The sequence below is a fragment of the Pseudothioclava alba genome, assembly GCF_033100795.1.
Lineage (GTDB): Bacteria > Pseudomonadota > Alphaproteobacteria > Rhodobacterales > Rhodobacteraceae > Pseudothioclava.
On record NZ_JAWLVI010000002.1, the window covers coordinates 282,319 to 300,320 of the forward strand.

Below are 18,002 nucleotides of genomic sequence, written 5' to 3' on the forward strand. Positions count from 1 at the left end.
GAACGCGAGATAAGGGACGCGGCCCGAAAGCTGCGCCCCTCACCACAATTTCATCAAAGCCGAACAGCACCCTCAGTGGTTTCGTAGGGCGGTATCGGAACCGGCCCGTTTTCGGCAGAGATAGCCTGCGGGAACCGGGTTTCTTCAGGCGCATTTACGCTGTGTGGCAGGATCACTGTGAGGTGTATTTCGCCGTCGATGCGCCGGACTTCACCAGCCAGCCAGTCAGAGGAAAATTCTTCCGCGGGACGTGCGTCGCCTTCGGAAACCCCTGAGAAATCGACTATCTGGTCGTTCAGGGCCAGAGCATCACCCTCTCGTGTGATTTCCAGACGCACATCACGACGCGCGGGCGAGAAATATATCTTCATAGCGTGTCCTCCTCAGAACCAACGGCCGATCGCCATAAATCGTATTGGACCGATCGTCGGATTTGTTTTGAACGACAGCCCACGGTAGTTGCAGTTAGTCGTTGCGACAGCACCGACCGCGATCCAGATCCAGGTTGCGTTTGCTGATCCGGTGACAGATGGGATTGTGGAAAATGCTGCGGGATATACCCAATTCTCGACCGAATCGCCTTGGTAGATAGCCCCCGCGCTTGTCTCAATAAGGATTGCGCTGTTCACATTCAGATGACAAATCTGCGTGCCATCGGCAAAGCGCACATATTCGCCGTTCGCATTCGCCCCGCGCTCGATGACGCTTCCTGTCGGAACACCGGCAGATTGCGACACAGGGCCAAGGACCGTGCCCTGGTGAAACAACTCTACCCATGGCCCCCACCCGGCAGCGCCATAAGAGCGGGAAAACTCGCGCAGATCCTGTGCAGACGAGGAGCCACCATGGCTGATGAATTTTTGCACGCCGTTTCCAGGCGTATGGAAAATGCACAGCACCGCCCCGGCGGATGCGATCGGGTAGTTGTTGCCAGTGCAATTTTCGGCCGTTTGGTTGTAGTAGAAACCGCTACCGGGCAGGTTATCCAGATTATCAGCTGCCGTCAGGGTAATGGCATTCCCGACCCCCCAGTCGTGTGTTTTCAACAGGCGACCCGGGGTTGTGTCGGCCTGGCTTTGGGTGATGGCGGCTCCGGTAATCTGCCCTGCAACACTGACCTCGGTGAAACTGGCGCCGTTCGGAAATTGCGCCCCGCCCGAGGTCACGTCCAGCGCCATACCGGTCAGCCAGTTCGCGCCATCGGCACTCAGCTTGATCTCGAAATTATCGCTGCCACTGGTTCCCATCTCTGCCCGGCCTGACCAACCCGTCTGGAACAGGAGGCTTGCTGTATCGGTTGCTGCCGCCTTGTTGATCTTGAGCTGATGCCCTGCTGAAGCGTGCGTCAAGAGTGTCGCATCCGCCGAGACCGCAAGCCTGTTGGTCGCATCATAGCTGCTGTTGATGCCTACACCTGGAATGTTGCTCAGATCCCCCGTAGAAAGAGTAAACCATGTCGAGCCGTTCCATATCCGTGCGGTGTCGCCATCAGAGGCGACCCAGCCCTTTTTCGGCGCAAGGTAGACCCAGCCTTCCTGCGCCCATGCGGCCAGCGTCCCGCCATGGCCTGCCCAAGCTCCTTGGGGCATATTCGACAGTGCCCAGACCTGCGCCTCTTGCGGCACTGCAGGGGGGTGCACCGCATCAAACTCCTCGACAACAATCTGCGCCAGAAGGTCAAGGCGCTGCATGGCCTCGTTATAGGTCACATGTTTTTGCGACTGCGATGGCAGGATATAGGGCAATTCAAGGCGAATAGATGTGTCCGGCATAGGCGTCTCCCGTGGATTCGTGCTTGCCCAGACGATCCACTGCCTATTCTAATTTTTTCACCCTTGCCCGCGCCGCGCATTAACACGCTGTAAACGCTTAGCTCCGCGCCCAGTCGAGGCTTTGCATTTCGCGCAACCGGCTTGCCGTCCGCTCGAACTCGAAACTGCCCTCACCTTCGACGTATAGCCGTTCGGGAGTATCCGCCGCCGAGCAAATCAGTCGGACCTTCGCCTCGTAAAGCGCGTCGATCAGCGTGACGAACCGCTTTGCCTCGTTGAAATTGGTGGCCGACAGCAGCGGAATATCATCCAGAAGCAGCACTCGAAGCGCATCGGCTATCGCCAGATAATCCCCCGCACCCAGCATCTGCCCACACAGATCCCAGAACGAGGCCCGCCCGACCCCGTTGTGAAAATGCGGGATCACCACCTCACGTTTTTTGACAGTCAGAACCAGTCGTGACACCTCGTCATGGCCGGTCAGCTCGTCCCAAAGGCGGTTCATCGTCTGGGTTGCATCACGCCCGATCGGCGTAAAATAGACCTGCGCCCCTTCAAGCCGGTTCTGTCGGTAGTCTGTCTCGGAAACGATCTCCTGAACGTCCAGCTTGTCGCGCAGGATGTCGATGAAGGGCAGGAACAACTGCCGGTTCAACCCGTTCTTATACAAGTCTTCCGGCACGCGGTTCGAGGTCGTCACGATGGTCACGCCCCGCGCGAACAGCATCTCGAACAGCCGCCCGACAATCATCGCATCCGCAATATCGGTGATCTGCATTTCGTCGAAACACAGCAGCCGGATATTCGCCGCGACATCCTCGGCAACCGGAACAAGGGCATCGCGGACATTGGTCTTGCGCGCTTCGTGCAGAGCTACCTGCACCTCTTGCATGAACTCGTGGAAATGGGCGCGGCGCTTGGGAGCATCGACCGTCGCAAAAAACAGGTCCATCAACATGGATTTCCCACGCCCGACACCACCCCAGAGATAAATCCCTTTCACCGGCTCCGGCGCCGCCTTTGAGAACCGCGCGAACAGCCCCTTCCGGCCCGCCGGTTGCGCGGCCTCAACCCCTCGGCGAACCTCTTCCAGCAACGGCAAAAGCGCACGTTGGGCCGCATCGGCATGAAGCTGCCCTGCGTGAACCCGCGCGTCATAAATCTGTGTCAGGCTTTGTTCCATGGGTTGCAAATACAGCCCCCCCGACCGTTTGGAAAGCACCTGTCAGTGCTCCACGACAAAAATGTATACTGTCGCATACAGACTTGAGGCGCACCGCCGCATCGCGTAATCTGCCGCCAGTCAGAGTTTTCGGGAGTCAGATAATGACCAAAGCCTCGCCGCAGCGCCTCCACCTTGTCTTCGGTGGCGAACTTGTCGATCCGCAGCGCAGCGAATTCCGCAGCGTCGAGGATATACACATCGTCGGCATTTATCCGAGCTACGCCGCCGCCTACGACGCCTGGAAAGCCGAGGCCCAACGCACGGTCGATAACGCACACATGCGGTATTTCATTGCGCATCTGCATCGTTTGCGCGACGAAGAACGCCCCGAGACCGAGGAATAAGCACAGCCCTTAGATGAAGTCCTTCTGGCCACGCGACATACGGAGCTTCCTGGGACGCCTCTCGGGCGAGCAGCGAAGTTCCGTTACGCAGCAGGCCACGGGGACATCGCGGGTCTGGCTTCACCTTGGACATGAGGAGGCAAGCAGTGCCGAGCTGTTGATCCGATGGCTCCGGCGCTTGCGTCCGGATCTCCGTATCGACGTTTACGTCGGCGGCGGCGTCGCATTTCCGACAACTCTTCCAGACGACATTCCATGTCGCAAAGCCCCGCCTGACACATTGGCCGAAGCCAGCGCGCTCCTCGACTTGGCGCGCCCGTCTGTCATTGTCACGCTCGGGACGGAGCTACCCGCCCAGCTTATTCAGGCTGCGGCCCTTCGGGGGATTCCGGTCGTGCTGGCGCAGGCGCGAAACTCGGGTAAACGCTCAGGCCTGCTCGCGCGGCGTCAGCGGCGCCATACGCTCGAAGCTGCTAGCCGGATTTTCGCCTGCACGGAGGCCGCGCGCTTAGCCCTGCTGCAAGAAGGCGCCCCCGCAGAGCGGACGCGTGTTGGCGGGCAACTTTGCCTGCCACCCGATCCGCTGCCCTATACCGAGGCCGAGCGCAACGATCTCTCACGCCTGATCCGCACACGCCCCGTGTGGTTCGCCCCCGCCACGCCATCTGCGGAATTAGCAACCGTTCTCGCGGCGCATCGTCACGCGCTTCGACATGCGCATCGGCTATTGCTACTCCTCGCGCCGACGAACGAGGGAGACAGCGCCAATCTCGCAGCCCTGTTCGAGGCGGACGGCTGGCGCGTGGCACGCCGCAGCGACGAGGATACGCCGGAGGAAGATGTCCAGATTTTTATCGTGGACGACCCGCAGGAATACGGTCTTTGGTATCGCCTCGCACCAATCACCTATTTCGGTGGCACGCTGACCGACACCAGTGCCCGCAGCCCGCTTGAGGCAGCGGCCCTCGGCTCCGCCGTCATCCATGGCCCGCAAATTGCGCCGCATGACGAAGCCTATCGTCAGCTGGACGAAATGCGCGCGGCATGGAGCCTGCGCGACGCGGGGCAACTCGGCGATGCTATTGTCGATCTGATCGCCCCCGACCGCTGTGCTGTGCTGGCACAAGCGGCATGGGCCGTGCTATCAGACGGTGCCGGGGCGGCCTCCCGGATTGCCGAGGCCATCATCGAAGAGATCGACACACATACAGCTCAGGGGGGGTAGAGTGGGCGCACCTCATTTCTGGTTCACCCCCGCAGATCGGCCGACCGTCATCGCGCGGCTGCTTTCCCCTCTGGGGACTCTTTATGCCATGGCGACCGCGCGGCGCGTTACGCGGTCGGGGATCAAGCTCGGGGTTCCGGTGATCTGCGTCGGCAATATCAATGCGGGCGGCACCGGAAAAACCCCGACCGTTATCGCCCTTGCGATGCACCTTATCGCACGCGGAGTTCAGCCGCATGTCGTCAGTCGTGGCCACGGTGGGTCGCTGACCGGCCCAGTTCAGGTGAACGAGCGCGCCCATACCGCCGACCAGGTCGGTGACGAGCCTTTGCTGGTTTCCGCCTTCTGCCCTGTCTGGGTTTCGAAGGATCGTGCGGCGGGCGCACAGGCCGCTGTCGCCTCTGGCGCGCAGGTGATTATTCTGGACGATGGCCACCAGAACCCCGCGCTGCAAAAGGACATCTCTATCGTCGTCGTGGATGCGATCAAAGGCTTCGGGAACGGGCTCTGCCTGCCCGCCGGCCCCTTGCGCGAACCCGTCGAGACGGGACTTAAACGCACCGATTTCGTGTTGTCTGTCGCCACAAATGCTGCGCAGCATTTTTCCGACGCTGCGCAGCATAGTCCGGCTTTCGCTGCGCAGAAAACTTTTGCGGAAACATGGGGAAGCAAGATCAAAGTCCCTCACCTTGAGGGCTTTGTCGAGCCTCTGCAAACCGGAATGGATTGGGAGGGGCTGCGCGTTCTTGCCTTTGCGGGGATCGGTCATCCGGAAAAATTCTTCCAGACATTAAAAGGGCTTGGCGCCGAAATCGTCCGCGTCGAAGCGCTTGAAGACCACCAGCCCTTCACCCCGCAACTGCTAACGCGGCTGGAGAACGAGGCGCGCATATTGCAGGCGCAACTGGTCACCACCGAAAAGGACGCAGCGCGCCTTCCAGAGCACTTCAGGCCAAAGGTTCTGGCGTTGCCGGTGCGGCTCCGGATTGCCGATACCGCACCGCTTGATGCTGCATTGCAGCAATTGGGGCTTTAGAGCGCAGCGTCCAGAAGCGCCTTCAGGTCTTCATAGCTCATATTGCTATGCTTCTTGCCGTTGATGACCAGCGTCGGCGTCGAGTCGATCGCATCCTTTGTCGCGTTCTGCTGGAAGGTCGAAACCATCTGCTTGGCGTGATCGGTGTCGTTCAGGCAGGCATCCACCTGCTCGGCCGAGAGACCCGATTTCAGGCCGATCTTGCGTAGATTCGCCGCAATGGTGCCCTGCTGGCCATCACCGATCCAGTCCTTCTGCGTGTCATACAGAATGCCTGAAATCCCGAAGTAGCGATCAGCCCCGCCGCATTGCGCGACCTGACCGGCCCACAGACCGAAGCGGTCGAAATACACTTCGCGGTGAATGAATTTCACCTTGCCCGTGTCGATGTAATCGGCCTTGAGCAGCGGATAGATGTCCTTGTGCCAGGTGCCACAATGCGGGCAGGTGAAGGACGCGTATTCGATCAACGTCACCGGCGCCGCCTCATCGCCCTGCACGAAATCGGGCAGCAGCGCGTCAACCGTTTCAGCCTCGGCCGCCGAGACGATGGAAAAATCGGTCGTGCCTTGCGTCGGGGCAGGGCGGGTCGCGAAGAACCCACCGACCGCGATCAGCGCCATAGCGGCCAGCCCGCCGAAAATGAAACCCTTGGATTTGCTCATGTGTCTGCCTTTCTTGCCGCAGCCAATTTTGCGTTTTTTGTTAAGACGTTTTCCGCCAGTTTTTCAAGCGCGACCCGAAGACCTTCGTCCTGAAATCCTTGCGCTGTTTTCTGCGCTTCGGCGTGTAGCTTCGGATCTGGTGCAGCGGGCGCACGTTTTGCCGGAGCGTGCTGGAACTGCGCCTGCCCCTCGGCAAACCCGACCGGAGCGGTTTGCGTCAGGATCACGCGCGAAATCGCGTTATAGCCGTAGCACGCGTTCACCTTTTCGCGGATTTGGGGCAGCTGCATCTGCAACATCGGGGCAGCGGCCCCCGTTGTCAGCAAGGTCAGCGTCGCCCCCATGCCGCCCTTGCCATAGCCAATTTTGACTGGTCGCGTCTGCGCGGCAACATCTGTCCCCACGACTTCGGCCCAATGCGTCAGCAGGCGCGATACCGCAAAGCCGCGCGACTCTCCGACCGAGCGCACCTGATCGCGCATCAGCCCGAAGGCTGGCTCGAACCCGCGCATCCGGCGCGTCGCTTTGGGTGGTTCGGGTTTCTTTGCGGCCATCTCTGTTCTTCCTGCTCCGAGCCGCTATTTTAGGCGGCTGGGGCGCCAATGCCAGCAGATAGCGGTTTGGGGGGCATAAAACTTGCGTGACGACGATCTGGCCGACATCGGGGCGGCATTGCTTGCGTGGTATGATCGCGAAGCGCGCGTGATGCCGTGGCGTGTCGGCCCGCAAGAGCGCGCATCGGGACAGCGCTCCGACCCGTATCAGGTCTGGCTTTCGGAGGTGATGCTGCAACAGACCACTGTTGCCGCTGTGCGCGATTACTTCCGCCGCTTCGTCGAGAAATGGCCCTCCGTCACAGCGCTTGCCGCCGCCGAGGATGCCGATGTGATGGCTGAATGGGCGGGGCTTGGCTATTACGCCCGCGCGCGCAACCTGTTGAAATGCGCGCGCGTTGTCGCCACCGAATTGGGCGGGTGCTTTCCACAGACCGCCGAGGAACTGCGCAAGCTGCCTGGCATCGGCCCCTATACTGCTGCCGCCATTGCCTCGATTGCCTTTGACGAGCCTGCAACGGTGGTCGATGGGAACGTCGAACGTGTCATCTCGCGGCTGTTCGCGGTTGATACCCCACTCCCCACCGCCAAACCCGAACTAACCCGATTGGCCGAAGTTCTGACGCCGCGCCAGCGCCCCGGAGATCACGCGCAGGCGATGATGGACCTTGGCGCCACGATTTGCACGCCGCGCAATCCGCTTTGCGGGTTGTGCCCCCTGCGCCCGATGTGCGAGGCGGTCAGGCTGGGCCTTCAAACAGACCTGCCCCGCAAAGCGCCCAAGCCCGAGAAACCCACGCGCAAGGGCTTTGCCTGGGTGGCTATCGGGCCTGCGGGCGGAGTGCTTCTGGAGCGCCGCCCCGATCGTGGGCTTCTGGGCGGCACGCTGGGGTTTCCCTGCTCGGACTGGAGCGATGCGCCGGACCCGACGCCGCCCTTTGCTGCTGATTGGACCGAGGCCGGGCTTGTGCGCCACACCTTCACCCACTTCCATCTGGAATTGCGTGTCCATGTCACCCGCACCGCGCGCAAGGGGATGACCAAACGCGAGACTTTCAGCCCTGCTGCCCTGCCGACGCTTATGCGCAAGGTTTGGCAGGTAGCGGACAGCGCGCATTCGCCGCATCACGGGTAATTGCGCGAAAATCCGCCTTCGCTATCATGCCCGTCGTAACGAGTAAGGAGGGCACCATGTCCACGCGCGAGGAAATCCGGAAACTATCCAAAGCCTTGCCCTTCTGGTTATCGCTTGGGCTATTGCCGCTGGCGATTGTCGGTGCTGTTTATGGCGGCTGGACTACCGTGCTTTTGCCGCTTTACGGCTGGACGATGATAACCGTTCTGGACCAGTTTTTCGGCCGGAACGAGGATCAGCCCGACACGGAAACGCCGGTCTCCGAGCTTTTCTGGTATCGCCTGATCACGATGATCTGGTTCCCGATCCAGTTTGCCTCGATCTACGGCATGATCTGGTGGGTCACACATACCAACCACTTGTCGACGACCGAAACCCTTGTGCTGTTTTTCGGCGTCGGGGTTATTTCGGGCACTGTCGGCATTGTCTATTCGCATGAGCTATTGCACCAGAAAAATAAACTGGAGCAATGGCTTGGCGACCTGATGCTTGCGACCGTTCTTTATTCCCACTTCCGGACCGAGCATTTGCTTGTGCATCATCCGTGGGTCGGCACGCCCCGCGATGCGGTCAGCGCGCATTATAACGAGGGGTTCTATCGCTTCTTCGTGCGCGTGATTTTCGAATGTCCGCGCTCGGCATGGAAGGCTGAAAAGCTGATGCTGAAGCGTGCGGGTCGGTCTGTCTGGGACCGCCGCAATCCGTTCTGGCGCTATGCTGTCTTGCAGCTACTCGCGCTGGCGCTGGCCTTCGCAATCGGTGGGTGGGTTGGTCTGGGGTTATTCCTGTTTCAGGCGTTCAGCGCGATCTGGCAGCTCGAGCTGACCAATTACGTCGAACATTACGGACTGACCCGTCTCTACAAAGGGGAAGGCCGCTATGAGCATGTCCTGCCGCGCCATTCATGGAACGCCTCACACACCGCCTCGAACTGGCTGTTGATCAATCTGCAGCGCCATTCCGACCACCATTACAAACCCGACCGCCGTTTCCCGCTGCTGCAAACCTATGCCGAGGATGAGGCGCCGCAACTGCCGCTTGGCTATCCGGCAATGACGGCGCTCGCGATGATCCCCCCGCTCTGGCGGCGCCGGATGAACCCGCGCGTGCGGGCCTGGCGCAAGACGTTTTACCCCGAGGTCGAGGATTGGACGCCTTACAACAAGGCCCGGCACGACATGCCGCGCGGATCGGTCTGATCAGGCGAAACCGGGTGCCAGACGCATCGCGCCATAGGTGAACCCGCGCCAGTTCTTCTGCGCGCTCGGCAAGATCTTTTCGACCACCGGATGCGCGGCGTCCAGCACACCCAGTTTGACCAGCAGCGCCGCAATCGCCGCCTCGGACGCGCGCGTGCCGCCATCCACGATTTTCAGCGCAATGCCGCGCTTCTGTTCAGGGATGATCGCGACGTAAACAGCCTCGGCGCCGGTCTTGATGGCTGCGCGCCCGTTACAGGCCTCCATCAGTTCCGTGCAGGCGCGCCCCTTGCCCGCGACCAGCTCGGGGAAGGCTGCCATCGCGCGGGTCAGGCGCGCCGCTGCGGCCTCGCGGATGTTTCCTTCGGGGTTTGCGGCTGCAAAAAACTGCATCGCCCGCGCAAGCCCTGTCACCGAGCAGGCAAAGTTCGGGGCCGAGCACCCGTCGATCCCCCACGCAGGCGAGGTCTCCTGCACGACCTCTTCAAACGTCGCCTTCACCGCCCTTTGCACCGGATGATCCAGCTCGACATACTCGCTGCCGCCTTTCAGGTGACGGTTCAGCGTCAGAAAGCCCGCATGTTTCCCCGAGCAGTTGTTATGCAACTGGCACGGGCTTTCCTCGGAACAGGTCAGGCGTTTGTTCTCATCCTTGTCCCACGGCATATGCGTGCCGCAGCGCAGGTCGCCCTCGGACATCCCCATATCGCCCAGCCACGCCGCCACGCTTTGCGCATGGATCGCGCCGCCCGAATGGCTTGCACAAGACAGCGCCAACTGCGCGTCCGTCAGCCCCGCCGCTGCTGCAGCCCCGCTTTCAAGCAAAGGCAGCGCCTGAAGCATTTTGCACGACGACCGCGGATAGATCACTGCCTCGGGGTCGCCCCAGGCCGCCTCGATCCCGCCGGGGCCAAAAACAACCGCATGGCCTGAATGCCAGGATTCCAGCATCCCGCCCCGCCACAATTCGATCATAGGTGCCGCAGCCATCGTTTTCCCCTCTTTTGGTCGGCGAAATCTTGCCGGAAAGGCATTCCCCGTTCGCCACTTTTGCGTTATCACTCAGTTATCGAGTTGAAATCGTCTTTGCCATTAGAAAAAAAGGGCCAGAAGCGCCCGCAGAGGCGAAAAGAGGCATCAGGCAGCTGGAGGCTGTAACCATGAAGATTTTCCCCATGAACACATTGGCCGGACTGGCAATTGGCGCATCGCTGCTCTGCGCGACCGCCGCGATGGCGCAGCAAAGCGAAAACCGCGTCGCCGCCGAAACGGACTGGAGTGTGTTTGTTGACGGCAACCCGCAGCAGTGCTGGGGCGTTTCGCAGCCGAAGAACACGGTGAACACCAAAGACGGCAAGCCGGTCGAGGTGCGCCGCGGCGACATCCTGCTGTTCATCACCTATAACAAGGGCGCGGCCGGTGTCGTTTCGTTCATGGGTGGCTATCCGTTCGCCAAAGGCTCGACCGTGACGATGGACATCGGCGGCACGACGTTTGACCTGTTCACCGATGGCGAAGGCGCATGGGCCGGCTCGCCCGAAGAGGACGCCAAGATCATCGCTGCCCTCAAGGCTGGCGCTGATGTCAAGCTGTCCGGCGCCTCGGGGCGCGGCACCAAAACCGTGGACACTTTCTCGCTGATGGGCTTTACCGCCGCCACCGAAGAAGCCGAGAAGCGCTGCAAGTAATCACCTGCGCAGGAAAACAGATGCCCGCCAGCCTCCGGCCTGGCGGGCGTTTTCGTTTTCGTCCTGTCATGTCGGGCAGAAATGACCTGACATCGCGCGCCTCTCCAAGTAACAAACCCTAAAACGGGATGAGGCAACAGATGATCCGCATTGAACAGACCGACGGGCTTTGGCTGGTAACGATCGACCGGCAAGACAAGGCAAATTCGCTGACGGGCGAGATGCTGCGCACTATCGCGCAAGCCGCCGAGGATGCCGCCGAGCAAGGCGCGCGCGTCTTTGTGCTGCGCGGCGAAGGCAAGGTATTCTCCGCCGGTGCCGATCTGGACGAGGCCCGTGCGGGTCTTGCGACCGACCCCGTGTGGGAGCGTCTGTCTGGCGCGATTGCCCGCCTGCCCTGCCTGACCATCGCCGCGCTGAACGGCACACTGGCGGGCGGCGCGATGGGCATGGTTCTGGCCTGTGACCTGCGTATTGCGGTGCCCTCGGCCAGGTTCTTCTATCCGGTGATGAAGCTCGGCTTTCTGCCGCAACCCTCGGACCCCAAGCGCATGGCGGCTCTTATTGGCCCCTCCCGCGCCAAGATGATCCTGATGGCAGGCCAGAAAATCGAGGCCGAAGAGGCGCTGAGCTGGGGTCTGATCGACCGCATCACCGCCCCCGAGGCATTGATGGAAACCGTCGAGGCGTTTGCCGCAGACGCACGCGGCGCTTCGGCGGCCCATGTCGCGGGCATCAAGGCATTGATCTGAAAAATGCGCCCGACCGGATGGTCGGGCGCATTTGTGAATTCCGTTCTCAGGCGTAAACGGCTTCTTTGCCGAAATGCTTGACGAGCATGTAATAGACGACCGCGCGGTATTTGTTGCGCTCGGAGCGACCGTAGGTCTCGATCACGCTGTCGATCGCATCCATCAGCGCGGGGCTGTCAGCAAGACCAAGCTTCTTCACAAGGAAGTTGTCCTTCACGGTTTCCAGTTCGCTCTTGTCGCTGCCAGCGACAGTCGACGCATCCGCGTTGTAGATCGACGGACCGCAGCCGATGGTCACTTTGGTCAGCAGCCCCATATCCGGCGTCATGCCGCATTTGTTTTTCAGATCGTCCGCATATTTGGCGATCAGATCGTCACGTTTACCCATAAGATTGCCCTCACCTTTCATTACGGCCGCGCGCCCATATGGTGCCCGGCCAAACCACAGTGACGAGAGCCTAAGCCGCCCCCCGCCCTGAACCAAGAAAAATCTTTGAAAACGGCTAACATACGGCAGGTCTTTGCCGGCGCGTGGATATGAAAAGGGCGGGCGTCAGAGGCCCGCCCTTTCCCGAATGCGAAACCGCGCGCTCAATAGCGGTAGTGATCTGCCTTGAACGGGCCTTCGACCGTTACACCGATATAGTCGGCCTGATCTGGGCGAAGCGTGGTCAGCTTGACGCCGATCCGGCCCAGATGCAGCCGCGCGACCTTTTCATCCAGATGCTTCGGCAGGATATAGACGCCCGGCACATAGTCTTCGCCTTTGGTCCACAGTTCCATCTGCGCCAGAACCTGGTTGGTGAAGGACGCCGACATCACGAAGGACGGGTGGCCCGTCGCATTCCCAAGATTCAGCAGACGGCCTTCGGACAGAAGAATGATCCGCGCGCCCGAGGGCATCTCGATCATATCCACCTGATCCTTGATGTTGGTCCACTTGTGGTTTTTCAGCGCGGCGACCTGAATTTCGTTATCGAAGTGGCCGATGTTGCCGACGATCGCCATATCCTTCATCTCGCGCATATGCTCGATACGGATGACGTCCTTGTTGCCGGTGGTGGTGATGAAGATGTCGGCACTGTCGACCACGTCTTCCAGCACGACAACCTCGAACCCGTCCATCGCGGCTTGCAGCGCGCAGATCGGGTCAACCTCGGTCACCTTCACGCGGGCGCCCGCACCACGCAGAGACGCGGCCGAGCCTTTGCCCACGTCGCCATAGCCGCACACCACGGCGACCTTGCCCGCCATCATCACATCGGTCGCGCGGCGAATGCCATCAACCAGCGATTCCTTGCAGCCGTATTTGTTATCGAACTTCGACTTGGTCACCGAGTCGTTCACGTTGATCGCGGGGAAGGGCAGCAGGCCTTTCTTGTGCAGGTCATACAGGCGATGCACGCCGGTGGTGGTTTCTTCCGACACACCCTTGATCGCGTCACGCTGCTTGGTGAACCAGCCGGGGCTTTCCTTCAGGCGTTTCTTGATCTGGTTGAAAAGGCAAACCTCTTCATCCGAGGTCGGCACTTCGATCAGATCGGTTTCGCCTGCTTCGACGCGCGCACCCAGCAAGATGTAAAGCGTTGCATCCCCGCCATCGTCGAGGATCATGTTGCAGGTGCCGTCCTCGAACTGGAAGATCTTGTCGGTGTAAGCCCAGTATTCCTCAAGTGTTTCGCCCTTGATAGCAAAAACCGGCGTCCCGCCTGCGGCAATAGCCGCCGCCGCGTGGTCTTGCGTCGAGAAGATGTTGCACGAGGCCCAACGCACATCCGCGCCAAGTGCCACCAGCGTTTCGATCAGCGCCGCCGTCTGGATCGTCATATGCAGCGAGCCAGCGATACGCGCGCCTTTCAGGGGCTTCGCTGCGCCATATTCCTCGCGCAGCGCCATCAGGCCCGGCATTTCCGTTTCAGCAATATCCAGCTCTTTGCGGCCATAGGCCGACAAGGCGATATCCTTGATGATATAATCAGCCATCCGTTGGCTCCTTACGCTAAATTTGCCGCTCTCTAGCAGCAAAGGGCTTAACGGGCAATGACGCCCCGGCCAAACCACACGTTTACACGAGGCGGCGGGGCGGGTAGCTCTCGGGCTAGGAATACCGGAGACCCCATGACTCGCGCTTGGCAACGAATGCTCTCGGGACGCAGGCTGGACCTGCTGGACCCGACCCCGATGGACATCGAGATCGAGGACATCGCGCATGGCCTTGCCTTTGTCGCGCGCTGGAACGGCCAGACCATCGGCGACTGGCCCTATTCGGTGGCCGAACATTCGCTGCTGGTCGAACAGATTTTCACGCGCCAGAACCCCGGCATCGGGGCGCGCTGGCGGCTGGCCGCGCTTTTGCACGACGCCCCCGAATATGTGCTCGGCGACATGATTTCGCCGGTGAAGGCCGCGATTGGCCAAGGCTATGGAGAGCTGGACCGGCGCCTGACTGCCGCGATCCACCTGCGCTTCGGTCTGCCTGCCGCCCTGCCCGCCGCGATCAAGAAAGCGATCAAATCGGCGGATGTGATTTCCGCGCGCCTGGAGGCCGAACAAATTGCGGGCTTCTCCAAGCCCGAGGCCGACAAGCTGTTTGGCAAACCCGATGCAGCGACAATCCGTGGCCTGAAGATCAGGCTCGAACCGCCTGCGACGGTCCGCGCCGAATACGTCGCCCGCTTCACGACCCTTCTGGCCGAGCTATAAGCACCCAGATTTTACTACACGGCGGCAACCGAATCCCCTATATGAAGCGCTCTTTCCAAGGAACCGCTGCTATGACCGATGCCTCTGCACCCATCACGCAAGACGTGTTGACGATCCCGCGCAAGCTGCCCGAAGGCGGCAAGATCAACCTCGTGGGCCTTACCCGCGAGCAGTTGCGCGACACGCTGATCGCGGCGGGAACCCCCGAGAAACAGGCGAAGATGCGCGTCGGCCAGATCTGGCAGTGGATCTATCACTGGGGCGTGCGCGATTTCATGGTGATGACCAATCTCGCCAAGGATTATCGCGCGCTTCTGGACGAGAAATTCGAAATCGCCGTCCCCGAGATCGTCTCGAAGCAGGTGTCGATGGATGGCACGCGCAAGTATCTGCTGCGCATCGCGGGCGGGCACGAGGTCGAGGCCGTCTACATCCCCGAGGAAAATCGCGGCACGCTGTGCATCTCGTCTCAGGTGGGCTGCACGCTGACCTGTTCGTTCTGCCATACCGGCACGCAAAAGCTGGTGCGCAACCTGACGGCAGCCGAGATCGTCGGGCAAGTGATGGTCGCACGCGACGATCTGGGCGAATGGCCCGAGCAAGGCGCGCCCAAGGACGAAACCCGCCTTGTGTCGAACGTCGTGCTGATGGGCATGGGTGAGCCGCTGTATAACTTCGACAACGTGCGCGACGCGATGAAAGTCGTGATGGATGGCGAGGGTCTGACGATCTCGCGCCGCCGGATTACGCTGTCGACCTCGGGGGTCGTGCCAGAGATCGCCAAAACCGCCGCCGAGATCGGCTGCCTGCTGGCGATCTCGTTCCACGCCACCACCGACGAGGTGCGCGACAAGCTGGTGCCGGTGAACAAGAAGTGGAACATCGAGACGCTTCTGAACACACTGCGTGACTATCCACGCCTGTCGAACTCGGAACGGATCACGTTTGAATATGTGATGCTGAAGGATGTGAACGACACCGACGCCGACGCGAAGCGTCTGGTCAAACTGATCCGCGGCATTCCGGCCAAGATCAACCTGATCCCGTTCAACGAATGGCCGGGCGCGCCCTATCAGCGCTCGGATTGGGAGCGGATCGAGTCGTTTGCCGATATTATCTACAAGGCGGGCTATGCCTCTCCGATCCGCACACCGCGCGGCGAAGACATCATGGCCGCCTGCGGTCAGTTGAAATCCGCGACCGAGCGCGCGCGCAAATCCCGCGCCCAGATCGAGGCCGAAGCGGGCCTGTAATCCAGCGGGCGGCTTATTGCGCCGCCCCGCCCTCCCACAAGCACCAGTCGTCACCGTAGAAGTGGATCACTTCGGCGGGCGGGCGGGCGGTCTCGACGCGCTTGCAAGGAGCCGCCAACATCCCGCCCGGATGCGCAGCCAGCCAGCCCTCGGCCTCTTCGGCGGTTAGTTCGTCAACATGGGTCGTCATCCGTCCCTCAAAACCGAACTCGGCATTGTAGCGGTTCGCCACCACCGCGAGACCCGCCTCGGCATGGGGCACTAGTCGCGCGGCAATCGGCGCGGAATCATAGGCCGCGGACAGGCCGCTCATTCCGATCAGCAGGTTCAGCCCCAGAACCGTGCCAAGCCCCAGAACCGCCAGCCCCGCAATGCGCGGCAACAGATAGGCCGCCGCCGCAAGCCCCAGCATCAGCACCAGAAAGACCAGTGGCGCCCAGATCGGACGCAACTGCGCCTCGATCACCGCATCGCCCGTCAGGCCAAAACCGGCCACGACAGCCAGAACACCCAGCAGAACCGCCAAAACCGCCGCGGGCACATTCATCAAGCCGCCCTTTTGCTCGGGCGCACCCAAAAGAGCGCGCGCAAAGATCAGGGCGAAGGCCGGAAACTCGGGCACGAGGTAATGCACCTGCTTGCCAGAGATCAGCGAGAAAAGCGCCAGCCCGCCAAGACCCCAAACCAGACAGAGCCGCAACGCACGGTCCGAAAGCGACAGTCTCCGCATCCCCGCCCAAAGCGACGGCGACCAGACCCACGGGAACAGCACCACCGGCATCAGCGCCAGCAGCCAGAACCACGGGCGCGCATGGGCAAACGAGTTCACCACCCGCCCGCTTGTCTGCTTCCACAAGATCATCTCGCGGTATTCGGCGCCGCCCATAATCGCGGCAGGCACGACCCAAAGCGCGACCACCGCCAGACAGACCAGCAGCGCGCGCCCCAGCCCCTTGGCGAACTCCCGACCCGTCGGGCGGCTCTCGGGATCAGTCCACAGTTTCCACCCGATCAGCGCGGGGCCTAGATGGAACAGGATCACCGGCCCTTTCGCCAGCACTCCAAGCGCAAGACAAAGGCCAAACAGCACCCATTGGCGCCGCGCCACCCCCGGTTGCGACAGTGCCGAATGAAGCACCAGCAAACCGGCCAGCGTCGCCACCGCCAGCATCGTGTCGAACATCGTCGTGCCGCCGTAGATGGCGAAAACGCTTGATCCGGCAAGGATGATCGCGGCCAGTGCCCCCGTGCGCCCGTCCCAAAGCCTGCGCCCCAAGGCCCAAGTGCCCGCCAAGGTTGCCAGCGCAAACAATGGCCCGACGATGCGCGCGCCAAACCCGCTGACGCCACCCGTCACCGCCCAGACCAGATTTATCAGCCAGAACAGCAAGGGCGGCTTGTCGGTGTAAATCTCGAAGTTCTTGTGCGGCACGAAGTAATCGCCCGAAAGCCACATCTCCCACGCGACATCGACATAGCGTGTCTCGTCGATCGGGATCAGCGGGCGCAGCAGAATGCCGACAACCGCGACCACCGCAAAAGCGGCGATCACGCCAAGAGCGAAAATTCGGGGTTTATGCACAGCCATACGTCCAGTTGTCGATAATCCCGACGGCCTCTTCTGCGGTCTCGACAAAAGAGATCAGCTCCAGATCCTCGGGCGAGATCGTTCCGGCTTCGGCCAGACGGTCCCAGTTGATAATTTCCTTCCAGAACTCTTTACCGAACAGAATGAAGGGGATCTTGTTCATTCGTCCCGTCTGGATCAGCGTCAGGCTTTCAAACATCTCGTCCAACGTGCCAAAGCCACCGGGGAACACGGTCACAGCCCGCGCACGCATCAGGAAATGCATCTTGCGGATCGCAAAATAATGGAAGTTGAACGACAGGTCGGGCGTCACATAGGGGTTCGGCGCCTGCTCGTGCGGCAGGACAATATTCAGGCCAATCGACTGCCCGCCCGCCTCATGCGCGCCGCGGTTTCCCGCCTCCATCACGCCGGGGCCACCGCCGGTGCAGATCACATGCTCGCGGCCATAGCTTTCCATCGAGCGCTCGGTCATCACGCGGGCAAATTTACGCGCCTCTTCGTAATAATGCGACAGCTCGGCCAGATACGGTGTCTTTGCGGTGTCTTTCTGCGACGGCTCGGGGATGCGCGCGCCACCGAACATGACAACCGTCGATTCGATCCCGCGCTCATCCATGATCATTTCGGGCTTGAGCAGTTCCAGCTGCAACCGCACCGGGCGCAGCTCGGCGCGCATCATGAAATCGGTGTCCGTAAACGCCAGCCGATAGGCCGGAGCCCGCGTCTGCGGCGTGTCAGGAATACGCCGCGCCGCCTTCGCGTCCTCGATGGAATGTCGGAAAGGGTGGGAACGACCGTCGTCTTTCATCTATCTACCTGCTCATTGCACCTGTAACTTCCTCCAAGTATAGGCTTGCCCC

Annotated in this window: 19 protein-coding genes; 9 read left to right on the plus strand and 10 right to left on the minus strand. The window is 61.1% G+C overall.

Annotation, left to right across the window (positions count from 1 at the left end; translation table 11 throughout):
- Positions 1-53: 53 nt before the first annotated feature.
- The 3 genes from RYZ20_RS07285 to zapE form a co-directional block, all read right to left on the minus strand.
- On the minus strand, positions 54-371 hold the full coding sequence (locus RYZ20_RS07285; RefSeq protein ID WP_317671929.1) for a hypothetical protein: 318 nt from the start codon (positions 369-371) through the stop codon (positions 54-56).
- Positions 372-383: 12 nt separating this feature from the next.
- The gene (locus tag RYZ20_RS07290; protein WP_317671931.1) at positions 384-1,772 is read right to left on the minus strand and encodes a DUF2793 domain-containing protein; all 1,389 of its coding nucleotides are present in this window, start codon (positions 1,770-1,772) and stop codon (positions 384-386) included.
- Positions 1,773-1,869: 97 nt separating this feature from the next.
- Entirely contained in the window at positions 1,870-2,955 is a 1,086-nt protein-coding gene (gene zapE, locus RYZ20_RS07295) for a cell division protein ZapE (RefSeq protein ID WP_317671933.1), read from the minus strand.
- Between the two features lie 143 nt (positions 2,956-3,098).
- Here zapE and RYZ20_RS07300 point away from each other — a divergent pair, with 143 nt between their 5' ends.
- From RYZ20_RS07300 to lpxK, 3 genes are read left to right on the plus strand one after another with little or no spacing between them, the layout of a single operon-like run.
- Positions 3,099-3,341, plus strand: a complete 243-nt coding sequence (locus RYZ20_RS07300) for a DUF4170 domain-containing protein (RefSeq protein WP_317671935.1) — start codon at positions 3,099-3,101, stop codon at positions 3,339-3,341.
- Between the two features lie 13 nt (positions 3,342-3,354).
- Entirely contained in the window at positions 3,355-4,566 is a 1,212-nt protein-coding gene (locus RYZ20_RS07305; RefSeq protein ID WP_317671937.1) for a 3-deoxy-D-manno-octulosonic acid transferase, read from the plus strand.
- A gap of 1 nt (position 4,567) precedes the next feature.
- Positions 4,568-5,602 carry a tetraacyldisaccharide 4'-kinase gene (gene lpxK, locus RYZ20_RS07310; RefSeq protein ID WP_317671939.1) on the plus strand — a complete coding sequence of 345 codons (1,035 nt, stop codon included), beginning with the start codon at positions 4,568-4,570 and terminating at the stop codon, positions 5,600-5,602.
- Here the strand turns inward: lpxK and RYZ20_RS07315 are convergent.
- Positions 5,599-6,267: a DsbA family protein gene (locus RYZ20_RS07315; RefSeq protein ID WP_317671941.1), complete on the minus strand. Its 669-nt coding sequence runs from the start codon at positions 6,265-6,267 to the stop codon at positions 5,599-5,601. The two genes, lpxK and RYZ20_RS07315, sit on opposite strands and share 4 nt — an antisense overlap.
- Positions 6,264-6,821 carry a DUF721 domain-containing protein gene (locus tag RYZ20_RS07320; protein WP_317671943.1) on the minus strand — a complete coding sequence of 186 codons (558 nt, stop codon included), beginning with the start codon at positions 6,819-6,821 and terminating at the stop codon, positions 6,264-6,266. Before RYZ20_RS07320 ends, RYZ20_RS07315 begins: the two co-directional genes overlap by 4 nt.
- A gap of 82 nt (positions 6,822-6,903) precedes the next feature.
- Between RYZ20_RS07320 and mutY the strand changes: the two genes are divergently transcribed.
- Together mutY and RYZ20_RS07330 are read left to right on the plus strand one after the other, a co-directional pair.
- Positions 6,904-7,956, plus strand: coding sequence for an A/G-specific adenine glycosylase (mutY, locus tag RYZ20_RS07325; protein WP_317671945.1), 1,053 nt, complete (start codon positions 6,904-6,906; stop codon positions 7,954-7,956).
- A gap of 56 nt (positions 7,957-8,012) precedes the next feature.
- Positions 8,013-9,155 (plus strand): alkane 1-monooxygenase, encoded by a 1,143-nt coding sequence (locus RYZ20_RS07330; RefSeq protein WP_317671947.1) that lies wholly within the window; start codon positions 8,013-8,015, stop codon positions 9,153-9,155.
- Here RYZ20_RS07330 and RYZ20_RS07335 read toward each other — a convergent pair whose 3' ends face one another.
- Complete coding sequence (locus tag RYZ20_RS07335) at positions 9,156-10,145, minus strand: asparaginase (protein ID WP_317671949.1); 990 nt, start codon at positions 10,143-10,145, stop codon at positions 9,156-9,158.
- 185 nt (positions 10,146-10,330) lie between these two features.
- Here RYZ20_RS07335 and RYZ20_RS07340 point away from each other — a divergent pair, with 185 nt between their 5' ends.
- Both RYZ20_RS07340 and RYZ20_RS07345 read left to right on the plus strand, forming a co-directional pair.
- Positions 10,331-10,843 (plus strand): invasion associated locus B family protein, encoded by a 513-nt coding sequence (locus tag RYZ20_RS07340; RefSeq protein ID WP_317672200.1) that lies wholly within the window; start codon positions 10,331-10,333, stop codon positions 10,841-10,843.
- Between the two features lie 140 nt (positions 10,844-10,983).
- Positions 10,984-11,595: an enoyl-CoA hydratase/isomerase family protein gene (locus RYZ20_RS07345; protein ID WP_317671951.1), complete on the plus strand. Its 612-nt coding sequence runs from the start codon at positions 10,984-10,986 to the stop codon at positions 11,593-11,595.
- Positions 11,596-11,641: 46 nt separating this feature from the next.
- On the opposite strand, the gene RYZ20_RS07350 is transcribed toward RYZ20_RS07345, so the two are convergent.
- Both RYZ20_RS07350 and ahcY read right to left on the minus strand, forming a co-directional pair.
- Positions 11,642-11,983, minus strand: a complete 342-nt coding sequence (locus tag RYZ20_RS07350; RefSeq protein ID WP_317671953.1) for a DUF2853 family protein — start codon at positions 11,981-11,983, stop codon at positions 11,642-11,644.
- Positions 11,984-12,186: 203 nt separating this feature from the next.
- Positions 12,187-13,578: an adenosylhomocysteinase gene (gene ahcY / locus RYZ20_RS07355; RefSeq protein ID WP_317671955.1), complete on the minus strand. Its 1,392-nt coding sequence runs from the start codon at positions 13,576-13,578 to the stop codon at positions 12,187-12,189.
- 135 nt (positions 13,579-13,713) lie between these two features.
- On the opposite strand from ahcY, the gene RYZ20_RS07360 reads away from it, so the two are divergent.
- Both RYZ20_RS07360 and rlmN read left to right on the plus strand, forming a co-directional pair.
- Positions 13,714-14,298, plus strand: coding sequence for an HD domain-containing protein (locus RYZ20_RS07360; RefSeq protein WP_317671957.1), 585 nt, complete (start codon positions 13,714-13,716; stop codon positions 14,296-14,298).
- Positions 14,299-14,369: 71 nt separating this feature from the next.
- Positions 14,370-15,551, plus strand: coding sequence for a dual-specificity RNA methyltransferase RlmN (gene rlmN, locus RYZ20_RS07365; RefSeq protein ID WP_317671959.1), 1,182 nt, complete (start codon positions 14,370-14,372; stop codon positions 15,549-15,551).
- Positions 15,552-15,564: 13 nt separating this feature from the next.
- Here the strand turns inward: rlmN and RYZ20_RS07370 are convergent, their stop codons facing one another.
- Positions 15,565-17,133: an ArnT family glycosyltransferase gene (locus RYZ20_RS07370; RefSeq protein ID WP_317671961.1), complete on the minus strand. Its 1,569-nt coding sequence runs from the start codon at positions 17,131-17,133 to the stop codon at positions 15,565-15,567.
- On the minus strand, positions 17,126-17,950 hold the full coding sequence (locus RYZ20_RS07375; protein WP_317671963.1) for an LOG family protein: 825 nt from the start codon (positions 17,948-17,950) through the stop codon (positions 17,126-17,128). Before RYZ20_RS07375 ends, RYZ20_RS07370 begins: the two co-directional genes overlap by 8 nt.
- Positions 17,951-18,002 lie beyond the last annotated feature (52 nt).